Below are 14,695 nucleotides of genomic sequence, written 5' to 3' on the forward strand. Positions count from 1 at the left end.
AAATAGAACTGTTAGTATAATAAATCCGATAAGAGGTATTCTTTTATTAATTTCAACCGCAAGAATAATGCGTAATTTGTTTACGATCCATTGAAAAAATAATATACGCCATCCACTATATGCCTAAACAAAGTACTTTGGCCACCTTCATTCGTTCTCCCCTCAAGATACTATAAATAATGTCTTAATATACAGTTAAACGAATTAGGTTGAATAAAGATACAGAATTTCTTCAACTAACCTGCACAATTCGTTGAAGATGAAAGAACAATGAGGTTTATCATAAACACAAGTCCTGTTCTTTTTAGACTGATACACTCGTTAGTTGAGGAACTACCATTACCCGTTGATATTAATTAATGCCCACCTTGTATGGTCTTCCCAACTTCCATTTACCTTTATAAATTTTTTAGAAAGGCCCTCATTTTCAAATCCTAATTTGCTTACAACCTTTATAGAAGCAGTGTTAATGGGCATAATAGGTGCTTCTATTCTATGTAGTTTTAACTCTTCAAAAACCACGGAAATGGCTTTTTTCATTCCTTCCGTTATTAGACCTTTATTAATTTCCTCTTTGTCTAATTTATAACCCAAAATACAAGATTGAAGAACACCACGGACAATCAAGTTAAATGATATACACCCTATAATCTTTCGTTCGTCATGTTTATTAGTAATCCATAACCTAAATATTGTACCGTTTTCATTAGACTTGAAATTTTCTTGAAGGAACTTCTTCTGAAAATCAAGAGTATAAAATTCCTCTGAGCGTAGAGGTTCCCATTCAGATAAAAAGAAGCGATTTCTATTGTAGTATTGAAGAACTTCCTCTGCCCAACTTTCATCAATTTGTCTTAATATTAACCTTTGTGTTTCATAGATTTTCATAATCTACACCCCTTTTATTCCAATCTATCTTATTCAACTATTCTGCACAGTTAGTCGAAGAGCAACAATCTTTACAAAAACAGCCCTAGTTTAAAATAGATTCAATAATTCTATTGGCCTTTCGATGATATAGTCATACTCCTCTGGCTTACCAAAACCATATGATGCAAAAATAAAAGGAATCCCTGCAAACTTTGCTAAAGCCATGTTTCCCTGTGTATCACCCACATAAACAGCGTTTTTTATGTGATTTCTTTCCATAATTAATTGAATGTTTTCACCTTTTGACAAACCTGTGCGCCCCGGATTTTCAAAGTCGAGAAAGTATTTTTCTAGTTTATGATAAGCATAAAATGTTTTCAATGTAGCCCTTCTGACAATTTTTTTCGAAAGGCTTAGCAAAGTTTCTTCTAACTGCGGATATAAAATACCAACATAACGTAATAAATCAACTTTCTCTTGCTGGCAGGATGCTAAAATAAAGCTCCATCTGCTTTTCTTCATCAAGATCATCAAATAATACAGCGGCTATTTCTTTAATTTGTAACCCCATCATTTTAGATAATTCTTCGATTATCTTGCCTTTACCGAAAGGAGACGCCGAACTACCTACGCCCATGACTCTGCTACTGTTTTTCTTGAATAACAAAGTGTCCCATCCAAATCGAAAATAATGCTATCTTTGTCCATATGCAACCTCCTTCTTTCATGCGAAATTTTCTCAATACCCTACAACATATACATGCTTCTACATTGATCTTAAGGACCTGCTTTGAGCGTTAAGATTTTGTATAAACTGCATATTTTTGAGGATTACTAAAGCCTAGCTTTGTGCCTAATTGATAGGATGCATGATTATGAATATCGCAATCCCAACAAGGCTGAATATCATTGAAAAGGCAATAATCAATGAATGTCTCGGCAATGAAGCTTGCTAACCCTTTTCCTCTATAACTAGGATCAATTACTATATCCACCTCTGCCAATTGATGCGATTTAAAAATAGAGACCGCTTCGCTAATAATCTTATCTCCATGCTGCAAACAAAAACCAAAGCCATTTTCAAGGAAATTATTAGTAGAATCCCAATATTCATCATAATATTGATTGTCAAATTCTAAACTATGCTCAATTTGAGGTTGCTTGATTTTAGTGATTTCGTAGTCAAGTAACTCTCTTCTTTCTCTATCGTTATAAGCATTTTTTGCAAAAGTAAAAGTGTATCTTTCTAGTTTTTTTACATGACCATCTAACTGTTGTTCAATTTTAGCGTTCCAATCATCTGAAAAAGAAAATAATGTGAAACGTTTCCTTTCTTCAATAGATTGTTGTCGTAAAGCCGCAAGTTTACTTACGACTTGTTCGCTGGGCGAATCGCCATAAACATAGTATATCCCTGATTTGGTTTGAAACAGTAGTGATTGTAGGCTTTCATTGTCGGCATAGATAGTACCTTCTATTACCTGATCTAGTATGCTGTAGACAAATGTTGGCGCCCTTTCTATTGTTTCTTTTATAATCGAATAATTCGTGGCCGCTACTTTGATCATTTTCATTTCTCCTATTCTTTTTGTATACATTATAACGTTTTTAGCAATTACTAGAACTATTGTTTAATATTGAAATATTGTATAATCGCTATAGAAAATTTGAAGGGACTGAATTATGCGCAGATAGCAATATTTTTCATCCAAACTTAATTAAAACCTTGGAGGGATAAGTATTGATTGAACAAATTTACACAAAAAGATTATATTTAAGAAAAATGAAGATGTCGGATGCACACAGTCTATTTACTATCTGGTCAGACCCAGAAGTTACAAAATTTATGAATATCACTAATTTTACGCATGAAGAACAAGCGAAAGAAATGATTGCTCTTTTTGATCAATTAGCTGCGGAGCGTAAGGCTATTCGCTTTACAATGATCAAGAAGGAATCCAACGAAATAATCGGCTCTTGTGGATTTAATTCATTTGACGTAGACAACGCCTCAGCAGAGATTGGCTATGATCTTGCTAAGGCCTATTGGGGAAATGGCTATGCGCAAGAAGGTATTTCGGCTTTAATTGATTATGCCTTCACCACTTTAAACCTAAATAGTATTGAAGCAAAAATTGAGCCTGGTAATGTAAATTCTATAAAAGTTGTAGAGAAATTGAACTTTACTTTTAAAGGAACATTTCAGGAATATGATGAATCCAAAGAATCTTTTTATGACCTAAATATTTATACTTTACTAAAATAAAAAATAAGCCAAGAATGAACATTCTTGGCTACTTTCATTGCTGTTACTTAATCGGAATCCAAATTTCAGAGTATGAATCAGGGCTATATGCATCTTCATCAGGGTAAACTTCAAGTTCAGCTGTTCCTGCTGGTTTATATGGATTGGATGGGAACCATTCTGAAAAAATTTGTTTCCAAGTATTTTGCATCGCATCTGGCATAGGGCCATGCACTTCAAACACTACCCACTTTGATGCAGGTACCTCCAGCGCCGATAGATTTTCTTCCACATCCCCTACATGATCCGTTGCAATCCAGTAATCAATGAAACCACTTTGCCCTTGGTCTGTATTTGGTACACAAACACCGAGCGTCCCTTTGATACTTCCGTTATTTAATTGGATAAGTTGATGATCAAAGTTTTTCGAATTCATCTCATCCCAAAATTGAGGAATGCCTTGCAGATTCTCACCATTTTGACAATTGTATGTTCTTTTTACCCCTACTACTTGAAACTTTTCTTTTTCTACGATTTTATACTTCATTGGTTCTGCTCCCTTCAGGCTTACCTGGATGACCAGGCGATTGTATGATTGTAGTTGTCCTTGCTTCTTTCTTGCTTCACTAGGCGTTACGTTATGCTGCTTCCGAAATGCCTTGGTGAAGGCTTCAGGAGAGTCGTAGCCGTATTTGTAGGCGAGATCGATTACTTTTTGCTCTGTGTTTATTAACTCCTGCGCTGCTAATGTTAGCCTTCTACGTCTTATATAATCAGCAATAGACATATCCGTTAAAATCGAGAATGTCCGTTGAAAATGAAAGACCGAAGAATTTACCTCTCGTGCGATTTGCTCCATTGTGATGTCATCTAATAAATGCTCCTCGATATAAATTATTGCTTTTTGAATCGACTCAATCCAACTCAAGTGCCCTCACTCCTTGCTTATAGCATAAACCATCAAAATTAGTTATTCCTGTCTTTTTATGCTAACGTTGGACTGGTAAAAATGAAAGCTATATTTTTATCATCGTGTGGGGTTAATTTCCGTTCCGACTAGGCGCTTTATTGCTGTCGCTTCGCTTTCGCACAGATAAAACATTGTTGCTGTCGCTTCGCTTTCGCTACAGAGCAGAGCTTCCTGGGGGCGTCGGGGCAACACGATGTTGGTCACGAAGGCGTTATCACAGGATATGATGGTTTTAGCCTTCGTTCCTCTGACGCTGATCCCCAAGAGTCGCCTAGTCTCCACTCCAATTAACCTATTTACATAGAAAACATTTAAACAAATGTCATCTCAACTTTTAGATACTATAGGTTAAAATTATTATTAAATAACACAATTAGATTGGAGATATTGATATTGGGTAAATGGCAAGGGGCTGCAGGAATTTGTTTCAATGAGGACAATCAATTATTAATGGTTTTGCAAGGTACGAAAGAGGAAGTAAAAACATGGTCAGTACCGTCGGGAGGAAAAAAAGCTACTGAGAATTATGAGACATGTTGTATCCGCGAAGTGTATGAGGAAACAGGATATGTAGTAGACATCGTCAAAGAAGTGTTACATAAAAATAATGATGTAGTAGAAGTTCGTTATTTTGAAACAATTATGAAAGGTGGACAAATGATGATCCATGACCCCGATGAATTGATTTATGAAATTGCCTGGAAATCAAAAGATGAATTACTAAATTTAACGTTAACCTTTCCTGAAGATAGACCATTCCTATTATCATTTTTTCAATAATAGAACCATCATGACATAGGATAAGAGCATCCTATTTGAAGTCCCCCTCACACATATCCACAACCGCGGGTATTTCCCTACCACCCGCGGGTAAACTCTTACGATGAATTATTTCATTTTGACTTTTTCAACGGCCGCTTCATAAATCAATTCATCATCAATTTTAATATATTGATTTTTCGCTGCCTTACAGTAGCCTTCTCTTTCTAGAAAATCCTTTAATTCTGATTTCCTCGCAAATATTCTTTCAATGATATTCTGCTTCACTTCAGGTTCATCTGTTCTTTTAGCAATGGATACCCAATATATTTTTGACAAGGTATGTCCCCCTTAGAGTCAATTATTTATAAATAATTAAAGCTGAATGTATAACTGTATGCTCTCCTATATATAACGTATTATATTTAATATCAACAATTAAATAATCGCTTAAATCTAATAGAGCGTTATTAATATCATGTTCAAATTGCACAATATCATTATTTTGTATCGTTACTACTTGAGTCGCTTGCACCATACATTTTCACCCTTTTCTTCTAATCATAGTGCAAAAGGAAGTATTTGTCACAACAAATTATTTTTAGTAAATTGATAAAAACAGGCAAATAACCATTTATATGGTAAAATATAAGCACTGAATATTGTCCATTGTAAAATATCTAGCATTCATTAGAAAGTAGGGGTTTTTTTGAAAATTACTGCTATCCTCGAAAATTCGAAATCAGATAAAAAATTGACAGCCAAGCATGGTTTATCCTTGTATATAGAAACCGAACAAATGAACATCATTTTTGATTTGGGCCCGGATCACTCCTATATCAAAAATGCACAAGCTTTAGGTATCGATTTAAACAAAGCGAATGCAGTAATTATTTCACATGGGCATTCTGATCATATTGGAGGATTAAGTTATTTGGATGAAGTAAATAAACATGCTCCCATCTATTTGTCTTCGAATGCCTTAGAATCACATTGGATAAAAATTGGACCTTATTATCATTATGTAGGGGCAAAGGATACAATAAAAAACTTCGATAATCGTTTGAAGTTTTTTTACGATGATATAGAACTTACAAAGGGCATTCATATTATTCATTTAGAGCCTACGAATGAATATACGAACAATCTTTATAAAGGGGATAAGAAGGAATTAGACGATTTTAATCACGAAATCGTGTTAGTGATCGAAAACGACAATGAGTTAGTATTATTTAGCGGTTGTAGTCATCACGGAATTGTAAATATAACTAAAGCTATAACTAAAAAATTTCCAAATAAGAAAATCAACGCAATTATTGGGGGATTTCATTTAATTGGTCTACCCATAGTTAACACTTTAGGAAAACCAAAAGAAGAAGTGATCTCCATTGGCAATACTTTAAATGAAATGAAAATAGATTGTATTTATTCTTGCCATTGTACTGGAGCAAAAGGATTTAACATTCTCAAAACCGTTTTAAAAGAAAAATTACAATCTTTTAAAACGGGGCAAATGATTGAGCTTTAGTAGATGTTACAAAAGTTATAACCTTAGTCTAAATGGGGAGATTCATATTGAAAATAATAAAGAGAACAATCATACTGTCATGTGCAGCTATATTCGTATTCATTGTTTGTAAAGCCGTCTATAATAATGTACATATTAATAATTATAAAGCTAAACCTAAAGATTCAGATTATTACCAAATAATCGATAAAGATTTCAATAAAACAGATGACGTACCTTTTACAAGTATCACCTCATTTAGAGGTAATGCTGACTATATTTATATGAGTGTAGATCAAGAGAGTCCTTCAAGTCTTGATAATAAAATTATTCAATACGATCGAAAAACCCAAAAATACACATCCATATTTAACAGTAAATTCAAAATGCCATCAGTTCAAGGTGTAGAATTAAATGATCATTGGTTAGTATGGGTAGATGCCGATGAAAGTGGATGGCAGTTGAACCCTTATTTTATGAATTTAAAGACGAAAGAAATTCAACCATTAACAAAAGAAAATGAAGAAAATGTCTTTAATGATTTCCCTGTCCTAATTGGGGACTATGCAGCTTGGATTAAATCAGATAGAAAAAATGAAAAAGCCGAAGTACTGCTAAAGAATCTAAAAACTAATGAAACCGAAAGTATCTTTGATTTAAACACTTATACATTTATGAATATGCATCTATCTTCAAAGGATGGAAAAATATTATTCACAGATAAAAAAAATAATGTTGGTTATTTGTATTTATATGATGTAGAAAGTAAAAAAATAGAAGAAATTAAAACTGACTATGAATTCATTGGTTGGGCAAGTTTGCTAAATGGACAACAATTTATTTGTCTAACCTTTGATAACCCTAGTGAATCTTCAAGTAATGACCAAAAGCTTCTTTTTTATAATCTTTCTACTAAACATACTCAAGAAGTTGTTTCGGATGTGTTAACTGTAAATTCCTATTATACAGATTTTAACAATCAAGTGTTTTTTTCTTATAACGATGAGGGGATGAGAACATTTAAAGTGAAGAATAATTTTCTAGTTGAAGATGGGGAATTGAATGAGGCATTAGACACGCCTAACTTTTATAAACTTTCTGCTGACAATAATGTCTATATTATTAACCAGGTTTTTTCAGATAAAAAACACAAAAGCACATTAATGATCCAAAGTGAACTACCTAACTAAAAAATCGCGATCCCTATCAAGACATGATTGGGATGGCCTTCTTTTTGTTAAATTTTATGGCTGTTAAGACGATGGAACAAGCTCTCTATCTATGGACTGATAAAAAAAGTGTTGGAGCCCCAAAGCCCCAACACTCCTTTCTAATACATTCTTAAATATTCTTCCCGCTCCCAGTTATGGACACGTGTCCGATATTTATGCCATTCTATTTCTTTAGCAGCCGTGAATTTTTCAAAGATATGGTCTCCAAGTGCATCTCGTACAACATGATCCATTTCTAGTTCAAGGAGTGCAAATTCCAATGACGATGGCAGACTATCGATCCCATTTATTTCACGTTCTGCTCGTGACATTTTATAAATATTTCGATCTACAGCATTCGGCAGTGTGAGATCTTTTCGAATGCCATCAAGCCCAGATGCTAAAATTACTGCCATTGCTAAATAAGGATTTGCTGCTGGATCGACAGAACGAAGCTCAATACGTGTGGATAGTCCTCGGGCAGCTGGAATTCGAATAAGCGGTGAACGATTTTGTGCAGACCATGCCACATAGCAAGGAGCCTCATAGCCAGGCACTAATCGTTTATAGGAATTAACAAGCGGGTTCGTTACAGCTGTAAAGCCGTGTACATGCTTTAATACCCCTGCCATAAAGCTACGCGCCGTTTGGCTTAATTGCAATTCTGCCTTTTCATCATAGAATGCATTGTTATCCCCTTCAAATAATGATAAGTTAAAATGCATGCCAGAACCGTTAACACCAAATAGTGGCTTTGGCATAAAGGTTGCGTGCAGTCCATGCTGGGCAGCGATCGTTTTTACAACTAGCTTAAACGTTTGAATATTATCACATGCTTCAATAGCATTTGCATATTTAAAGTCGATTTCATGTTGACCAGGTGCAACCTCATGATGAGATGCCTCAATTTCAAAGCCCATTTCTTCTAGCTCTAATACGATATCACGTCGACAGTTCTCTCCTAAGTCTGTTGGGGCTAAGTCGAAGTAACCACCACTATCATTTAACTCCAGTGTTGGATGCCCTTTGTCATCTAACTTCAATAAGAAAAACTCTGGCTCTGGCCCTAAATTAAATGAGCTAAACCCTAATTCCTCCATCTCCTTTAAAACTCTCTTCAAATTGGCGCGGGGGTCCCCTTCAAATGGAGTACCATCAGGTCTAACGATGTCACAGATGAAACGAGCCACCTTGCCCTTTTCAGCAGTCCAAGGAAAAATAACGAATGTATCACGGTCAGGGCTCAAATACATATCTGATTCTTCAATGCGGACAAAACCTTCAATTGATGAACCATCAAACATAATTTTATTGTCCAATGCTTTTTCCAATTGGCTAACAGGTACTTCAACATTTTTTATTGTTCCTAATATATCCGTAAATTGCAGGCGAATAAATTTCACATTTTCTTCCTTCATACAACGTATAATATCTTCTTTTGTATAATGTTTCATTTTTCACCACTCCCACGTAATTTTAATTAACACAATTCCTTTGTAACTGTTTTTAAAATACATCACAACGATAAAAAACACAATATCTATGTAAGGTTTTATAACATGCGATTTTCCGAATATATTAATCTTTTTTTCAGATGAATAGAGTCATCTATCTTTCTTTAAGGCCTTTAGACTTACTAAAATGTGATTTCATTAAAACTTTTTCGACTTTATTACAAGAAGCAAGAACTTTTTTCCACATTTTATATCACAATAGTCTTGTATAATGTCATAATTATTGGTAAATTTATAGCAAATTAGAATTTCTGAATTATTCATTAGATAAGTAAATTAGGCGTATATAATAATAGGCGGGAATTATTATATCGATTTCGCCTCTGCGTAATTGTGTCCAGTGGCTTTATCTTTGTTAAAGATACATAAGGCGGTGAATGGGAGAAGGTATGTCAGTATTAATTATTGGCAGCGTAAGTAATGATGTATTGCGTCTGCAAAAATATTTTCATCGTATCGACATCAAAAATATTCATTGCTTCACAACAACTGACGTAGCAATGAATTATTTATCAGATTCTTTGAAAGAAGAGCTGGAATTAATTATTCTTGATGCAAAAATGACGCTTAAAAATTGCGAGAACATTTGTCAACAAATTGACGAACTAAAGAATTGGCTTGACGCCCCTATCCTTCTTTCTACTACTTACGAAAAAAGTATGACAATTGATAGGGTTTTTGAAGCTGGGATTTTCGATTTTATTTTAAAACCATTTGATTTTACTCAGTTTAAAACTCGGATTCAAGTGGCCCTTAAATATCAAAAAGAAACCAAGCTGCGAAAACAGCAAGAAAGTAGTATTCAAAAAGATTTAATTGTCGCAAAGAAGTTTCAAAAAAATGCATTATCTCCTTCATTGAATCTTGAGTATATTCAGATTGATGGACTCTATGTTACATCCAACACATTAGGAGGTGACATGTACTGCTGGTTTAAGATTAATGAACATTTAACCGCTATTCTTCTTTATGACGCAATGGGACATGGTATTGCCGCATCGCTCGTTACAATGTCCATTAGATCTTTGTTAAAAGGAATCATTACGAAATTAATTGATCCAGTATTAGTCATCCGAGAACTTAACCGCCAAATTTACGAGTTATTTTCTGATGAAGATATAGACAGGTTTTTAATGACAGCCATCTACATACTTATTGATACGAAAAACGGAACTGTAAACTATGTTAATGCGGCTCATCCATCTGGGTTCTTATTTGGAAAATACGGCGAGACGGTGTTCCTTCCAGCAAATACACCTATCTTAGGGCTATTCCCAACCATTCAAATCAATAAAAAAACGATCCCTTTATCCGGATGGCATCGCATAATACTTTATACAGATGGATTATTGACAATCAATGAGCAACATGTTGTCGATTTGGACTTTTTCCATTCTTATGCTTCACAAGATAATGGCTACGCCTTGCGGAAATTTTCTCAAAAATACGATTTATTCGATAATGATTACAGCGATGATATTACAGTAGTTTCAATAACAATTACATTACAGGGTCGGTGATTGATGATGGAATTCATACTCAATGTAAATCCTGATACACAAGCAATAGCTTACGTAGATCAAGTTATGGAGAATTATACAGATGTATATAATCTACCTTTTAAAAGAGAATTACGATTTGTCGTACATGAATTAGTGATAAATGCTGTGGCAGCTGTTGAAAAGATTGGGCCATACTGCAAAAAAGCAATTCAAGTACACGTATCCCACTCTAATAAAGAAATTAAAATTACAGTTACTGATGAAGCGAAAGGAATCGCAGAAAATGATTGGGATAAGGTTCTACAATTTGATTTAAACGAACTGGATTATTCAGATCGTGGGCGAGGTTTATTTTTTGTAAAAAATATGGTTGACCATATTTGGTTTGAAAATATATCTGACACAAAATTTTTAGTTGGAGTTTCAAAAAAGATTCGTGTATAAAACGTAAAATTGGAGGAGTTTTCATGAAGCTGTCAATCCGAAAGAAAATGAGTTTGTTAATATTCGGGTGTATTTTGCTACTTACTACACTTTTAGCAGGAATAAATTTTTATGTTGCCAAAAAAAATCTGTTAGAAAGTGCAAATACAAAACTTTTATCAGATATTCAATTGGGCTATGAATATTTAGATGCTACATTCCCAGGAGAATGGTCTATTAAAGACAATCAATTGTATAAAGGCGACGTCAAAATGGTAGACAATTTTGAGATAGCTGATAAAGTTGGGGAGCTAACAAACGGAAACGCTGTATCAATCTTCCAAAATGATACTCGCATTAGTACAAATATAGTCGAAAATGGCGAACGTGCATTAAATACAAAGGTTTCTAATGACGTTGCGACTGTTGTGTTGGGAGAAAAAAAACGCTATATCGGATCAGCAAATGTCTTAGGTAGTATGCACCAAGGAGCCTATGACCCAATTTTAAATAGCCAAGGAGATGTTATTGGTGTATGGGCGACAGCCGTTCCAACCGCTCCTTATATAAGTATTGCTACAAAGTCTGCACTGGAAAATGTAGCGATTTCCTTAGGAATTGCCATATTAATGATTGTCGGGATTAGTTGGTTTTTACAGCGACAAATCATTAACCCTATTAATATTTTAAGTACAAATGCCAAAGAGTTATCAGCTTTAAATTTAAATGTTAAGTTATTAAACCCTAAAGGTAAAGATGAGATTGCTGTGTTAGCAAATGCCTTTAGTGATATGAAAAATCGTTTAACAGAGACGGTAACAATCGTAGCTGGCAGCGCCAATCAAATAGCTAACTCATCGCACTCATTAGCAGAATCATCACACCAAACAAGCGAGGCCTCTAACCAAATCGCACTGACGATGAATGAAATTGCAGTTGGCACTACGACTCAATCTGATCAAGCTGAGCAAATAGTATCAATGATGCAAAAAACAATTGAAGAAGTATCGAGCAGTTTACAAAAGGCCGAAAACACGTTAAATAGCGCTATACAATCGACCCATTTCGCACGTCAAGGTGAAGAGGCGATCAATGAGGCGATTAAGCATTTAAGCGACGTCACACAAACAGTGTCTTACGCAACAGATTCTATCCAAAAACTTGGTAAACGCTCCGAAGAAATTGGTGGCATTATTACCGTTATTACCGGTATTGCAGAGCAAACAAATCTACTTGCCCTCAACGCAGCCATCGAAGCAGCACGAGCAGGCGAGCAAGGAAAAGGGTTTGCCGTTGTTGCATCGGAGGTACGCCAGTTAGCCGAACAATCAAGTTTAGCATCAGGGCAAATTACAAATCTTATTAAAGATATTCAGGCCGAAACCTCTGTGACAGTTCGCACGATGGAAAGTAATCTACTAGCAGTAGAGGAGCAAGTAACAATTATCAATAAAGGAGGCACCGCATTAAAGGAAATTGTTGAAAAGGTCGAAGAAACTGAAAAAGGCGTTGAGCAAATGAAGACGGCATTTACCCTTGTAAACAATAACTCCTTAGGGGTTCAAAAAGCGATTCAAGATATTTCCCGCATCATTGAAGACTCCGCTGCAGCAACGGAGGAAATCGCCGCAACATCGGAAGAACAATATGCAACCATTGCAGAAATTACACAAAGTTCAGATGAATTAGCATCTATTGCTGATAAATTACAAAATGAAGTCAATAAATTCAAGTTTTAACTTCTAATAAACTAGAAGAGTTCCCTAACACGAAAAAGAAAATGGAGGCGCTATAGTATGAATCAGAAAAAAATTGCGATGGATATTGACACAAAGGCTGATTATATTTTAATTGCGTTTACTGGCGATTTAGAATATGGGATGATCGAAGAGATAAAAATTGAACTTCAATCGTTAAGCTTGGAAACTAAGCATGGATACATTATCGATATGCAGAAGGTTACAAATATTGATAGTACCGGCTTTGGCATGATTGTCAATTTCGCAAAGAAAGTATCTGTAAAAGAAAAGAAAATCGCTATTATTGTCATAGATGATTTCATTCACAGCTTGTTTGCTATTTCACAAGTCGATAAAGTGTTCCCTATTACTAAAAGCGAAGAGCAAGCGAGACAGATCATTAAAGAAGGCTGGCTAGGCGAGCTTTCACTTAGCGAATATTAACTCTATTGCTGCCCCCATCATTAAAATAAGGTTGCATTCCTTAAACGGAACGCAACCTACTCTCTTTAATATTGTAAAAGCATATTGACGAAAACAACGATAATGACAAGAGGTACAACTATTAACATTAGTAGACGATAGGTTGAATAGAACCCATGTCCCATTTTACTCCCCATTAATAATTCCTGCTTCACAAATTCTTTATCGACTACATACGCAATAAAGATCGCAATCAATAAGTTCCCTAACGGAAGCATTAAATTCGACACTAGAAAGTCTGTTGCATCAAAAATCGTTTTCCCAAATATCGATACATCCGCTAATGTACTTGATGAAAGCGCTGCAGGAATCGCCGCCATAAAGACTACTACACCTAGAAGCATAGTCATTGCAGAACGAGACATACGCCCCTTCTCCATAAATGCCGCTACGATAATTTCATATAAACTGAAGGAAGACGTTAACGTTGCGAATAAAAATAATAATAAAAACATCGCTAAGAATATTTCACCAAATGGCATTTGACTAAACGCCGTTGGCAGAACCATAAATAATAAGCCCGGTCCAGATGCTGGTTCTAAATCAAAGGCAAATACAACAGGGAAAATTGCTAATCCTGCTAAAAACGATACAAGCACAGTAAGTAGAACAACAGAGCCTGCCGAATTAGGTAAACTCACATCTTTCTTTAAATAGGAGCTATACGTCACAAGACAAGAAAACCCTACCGCTAAGCCAAAGAAAGACTGTCCTAACGCCTCTAATATAGCTTTTCCAGTAATATCGGAAAAGTCAGGCCACAGGAAGAATTTAACCCCTTCCATTGCTCCATCTAACGTTAAAGCTCGCACAACAAGGACAATAAACATAATGAATAATAAAGGCATCATCCACTTATTGGCCTTCTCAATGCCATTTTGTACACCCAGTGAAATAACTAATACATTAACCAACGTAAACAGTCCTAAACCAAGTAATGTAATCCAAGGCGTTCCTACAATCTTTCCAAATAGCTCACTCGGATCATTGGCAGGATCAATCACAGCCCCAGTCACACCAAGGCCACTATATATAAAAATCCAACCTCCTACAACACTGTAAAAAGTTAATAATAAAAAACAGCCGAGCACACCTAAACGACCAACCCAGGCCCACCCGGTTTTCGTTGGTGCCACTTTTTTATAGGCCGTCACAGCCTCAGACTGTGTACCACGACCTAAAACATATTCTGATAATAGCATCGGTAATCCAATCAGCAGTGTAAATAGAACAAAAATAAGGAAAAACGCTCCCCCTCCACTTTGCCCAGTAACATACGGAAGCTTCCAAATTGCCCCTAGTCCGATTGCAGCTCCAGCCGATGCTAAAATAAAGCCTAGTTTACTAGACCACTGACTCTTTTTTTCGCTCATCTCTTCAAACTCCTCTAACACTCTAAACTCTTTCTTATTCTACATGAAAATACTAAACTCGACTAGATTAATTCTTTCCATTCTTTCCGTCGCTCCGCT

At 35.3% G+C, this 14,695-nt stretch carries 17 protein-coding genes; 8 read left to right on the plus strand and 9 right to left on the minus strand.

Annotated features, from left to right (window positions below; all coding sequences use genetic code 11):
- Positions 1 to 339: 339 nt before the first annotated feature.
- The 4 genes from MWJ95_RS19955 to MWJ95_RS19970 form a co-directional block, all read right to left on the minus strand.
- Positions 340 to 891, minus strand: coding sequence for a GNAT family N-acetyltransferase (locus MWJ95_RS19955; RefSeq protein WP_349294164.1), 552 nt, complete (start codon positions 889 to 891; stop codon positions 340 to 342).
- Positions 892 to 978: 87 nt separating this feature from the next.
- Positions 979 to 1,251, minus strand: a complete 273-nt coding sequence (locus MWJ95_RS19960; RefSeq protein ID WP_249107078.1) for an HAD family hydrolase — start codon at positions 1,249 to 1,251, stop codon at positions 979 to 981.
- Positions 1,252 to 1,336: 85 nt separating this feature from the next.
- Positions 1,337 to 1,507: a hypothetical protein gene (locus MWJ95_RS19965; RefSeq protein ID WP_249107079.1), complete on the minus strand. Its 171-nt coding sequence runs from the start codon at positions 1,505 to 1,507 to the stop codon at positions 1,337 to 1,339.
- A gap of 160 nt (positions 1,508 to 1,667) precedes the next feature.
- Positions 1,668 to 2,438 (minus strand): GNAT family N-acetyltransferase, encoded by a 771-nt coding sequence (locus MWJ95_RS19970; RefSeq protein WP_249107080.1) that lies wholly within the window; start codon positions 2,436 to 2,438, stop codon positions 1,668 to 1,670.
- 173 nt (positions 2,439 to 2,611) lie between these two features.
- Here MWJ95_RS19970 and MWJ95_RS19975 point away from each other — a divergent pair, with 173 nt between their 5' ends.
- Complete coding sequence (locus tag MWJ95_RS19975; RefSeq protein WP_249107081.1) at positions 2,612 to 3,136, plus strand: GNAT family N-acetyltransferase; 525 nt, start codon at positions 2,612 to 2,614, stop codon at positions 3,134 to 3,136.
- 43 nt (positions 3,137 to 3,179) lie between these two features.
- On the opposite strand, the gene MWJ95_RS19980 is transcribed toward MWJ95_RS19975, so the two are convergent.
- A complete protein-coding gene (locus tag MWJ95_RS19980) occupies positions 3,180 to 4,043 on the minus strand; it encodes an AraC family transcriptional regulator (protein ID WP_249107082.1) in 864 nt (287 codons plus the stop codon).
- A 429-nt stretch (positions 4,044 to 4,472) separates the two neighbouring features.
- Between MWJ95_RS19980 and MWJ95_RS19985 the strand changes: the two genes are divergently transcribed.
- Positions 4,473 to 4,865: an NUDIX hydrolase gene (locus tag MWJ95_RS19985; protein ID WP_481817363.1), complete on the plus strand. Its 393-nt coding sequence runs from the start codon at positions 4,473 to 4,475 to the stop codon at positions 4,863 to 4,865.
- A 108-nt stretch (positions 4,866 to 4,973) separates the two neighbouring features.
- Here MWJ95_RS19985 and MWJ95_RS19990 read toward each other — a convergent pair whose 3' ends face one another.
- Together MWJ95_RS19990 and MWJ95_RS19995 are read right to left on the minus strand one after the other, a co-directional pair.
- Positions 4,974 to 5,183 (minus strand): hypothetical protein, encoded by a 210-nt coding sequence (locus MWJ95_RS19990; protein ID WP_249075746.1) that lies wholly within the window; start codon positions 5,181 to 5,183, stop codon positions 4,974 to 4,976.
- Between the two features lie 22 nt (positions 5,184 to 5,205).
- Entirely contained in the window at positions 5,206 to 5,382 is a 177-nt protein-coding gene (locus MWJ95_RS19995) for a sporulation protein Cse60 (protein ID WP_249075745.1), read from the minus strand.
- 171 nt (positions 5,383 to 5,553) lie between these two features.
- On the opposite strand from MWJ95_RS19995, the gene MWJ95_RS20000 reads away from it, so the two are divergent.
- Positions 5,554 to 6,372 carry an MBL fold metallo-hydrolase gene (locus MWJ95_RS20000; protein ID WP_249107084.1) on the plus strand — a complete coding sequence of 273 codons (819 nt, stop codon included), beginning with the start codon at positions 5,554 to 5,556 and terminating at the stop codon, positions 6,370 to 6,372.
- 47 nt (positions 6,373 to 6,419) lie between these two features.
- Positions 6,420 to 7,541: a hypothetical protein gene (locus MWJ95_RS20005; RefSeq protein ID WP_249107085.1), complete on the plus strand. Its 1,122-nt coding sequence runs from the start codon at positions 6,420 to 6,422 to the stop codon at positions 7,539 to 7,541.
- A gap of 140 nt (positions 7,542 to 7,681) precedes the next feature.
- Here the strand turns inward: MWJ95_RS20005 and glnA are convergent, their stop codons facing one another.
- Positions 7,682 to 9,016 carry a type I glutamate--ammonia ligase gene (gene glnA / locus MWJ95_RS20010; protein WP_249107086.1) on the minus strand — a complete coding sequence of 445 codons (1,335 nt, stop codon included), beginning with the start codon at positions 9,014 to 9,016 and terminating at the stop codon, positions 7,682 to 7,684.
- A gap of 437 nt (positions 9,017 to 9,453) precedes the next feature.
- Here glnA and MWJ95_RS20015 point away from each other — a divergent pair, with 437 nt between their 5' ends.
- Genes MWJ95_RS20015 through MWJ95_RS20030 form a run of 4 tightly spaced genes read left to right on the plus strand, consistent with a single transcriptional unit; the run spans position 9,454 to position 13,184 of the window.
- Complete coding sequence (locus MWJ95_RS20015) at positions 9,454 to 10,596, plus strand: SpoIIE family protein phosphatase (protein WP_249107087.1); 1,143 nt, start codon at positions 9,454 to 9,456, stop codon at positions 10,594 to 10,596.
- 3 nt (positions 10,597 to 10,599) lie between these two features.
- Positions 10,600 to 11,022 (plus strand): ATP-binding protein, encoded by a 423-nt coding sequence (locus MWJ95_RS20020; protein ID WP_249107088.1) that lies wholly within the window; start codon positions 10,600 to 10,602, stop codon positions 11,020 to 11,022.
- A 23-nt stretch (positions 11,023 to 11,045) separates the two neighbouring features.
- On the plus strand, positions 11,046 to 12,740 hold the full coding sequence (locus MWJ95_RS20025) for a methyl-accepting chemotaxis protein (protein WP_249107089.1): 1,695 nt from the start codon (positions 11,046 to 11,048) through the stop codon (positions 12,738 to 12,740).
- Between the two features lie 57 nt (positions 12,741 to 12,797).
- Positions 12,798 to 13,184 carry an STAS domain-containing protein gene (locus tag MWJ95_RS20030; RefSeq protein ID WP_249075738.1) on the plus strand — a complete coding sequence of 129 codons (387 nt, stop codon included), beginning with the start codon at positions 12,798 to 12,800 and terminating at the stop codon, positions 13,182 to 13,184.
- 65 nt (positions 13,185 to 13,249) lie between these two features.
- Here the strand turns inward: MWJ95_RS20030 and MWJ95_RS20035 are convergent, their stop codons facing one another.
- A complete protein-coding gene (locus MWJ95_RS20035; protein ID WP_249107090.1) occupies positions 13,250 to 14,596 on the minus strand; it encodes a sodium-dependent transporter in 1,347 nt (448 codons plus the stop codon).
- Positions 14,597 to 14,695: the final 99 nt, after the last annotated feature.

The sequence above is a fragment of the Lysinibacillus sp. Bpr_S20 genome, from assembly GCF_023337835.1.
Taxonomy (GTDB): domain Bacteria; phylum Bacillota; class Bacilli; order Bacillales_A; family Planococcaceae; genus Lysinibacillus.

What these genes read in the sequence shown, in the direction of transcription:
- MWJ95_RS19965 (WP_249107079.1), bottom strand. Translation starts at nt 1,507, where the DNA reads ATGGGCGTAGGTAGTTCGGCGTCTCCTTTCGGTAAAGGCAAGATAATC.
- MWJ95_RS19970 (WP_249107080.1), bottom strand. Translation starts at nt 2,438, where the DNA reads ATGATCAAAGTAGCGGCCACGAATTATTCGATTATAAAAGAAACAATA.
- MWJ95_RS19995 (WP_249075745.1), bottom strand. Translation starts at nt 5,382, where the DNA reads ATGGTGCAAGCGACTCAAGTAGTAACGATACAAAATAATGATATTGTG.
- glnA (WP_249107086.1), bottom strand. Translation starts at nt 9,016, where the DNA reads ATGAAACATTATACAAAAGAAGATATTATACGTTGTATGAAGGAAGAA.
- MWJ95_RS20015 (WP_249107087.1), top strand. Translation starts at nt 9,454, where the DNA reads ATGGGAGAAGGTATGTCAGTATTAATTATTGGCAGCGTAAGTAATGAT.
- MWJ95_RS20020 (WP_249107088.1), top strand. Translation starts at nt 10,600, where the DNA reads ATGATGGAATTCATACTCAATGTAAATCCTGATACACAAGCAATAGCT.
- MWJ95_RS20025 (WP_249107089.1), top strand. Translation starts at nt 11,046, where the DNA reads ATGAAGCTGTCAATCCGAAAGAAAATGAGTTTGTTAATATTCGGGTGT.
- MWJ95_RS20030 (WP_249075738.1), top strand. Translation starts at nt 12,798, where the DNA reads ATGAATCAGAAAAAAATTGCGATGGATATTGACACAAAGGCTGATTAT.
- MWJ95_RS20035 (WP_249107090.1), bottom strand. Translation starts at nt 14,596, where the DNA reads ATGAGCGAAAAAAAGAGTCAGTGGTCTAGTAAACTAGGCTTTATTTTA.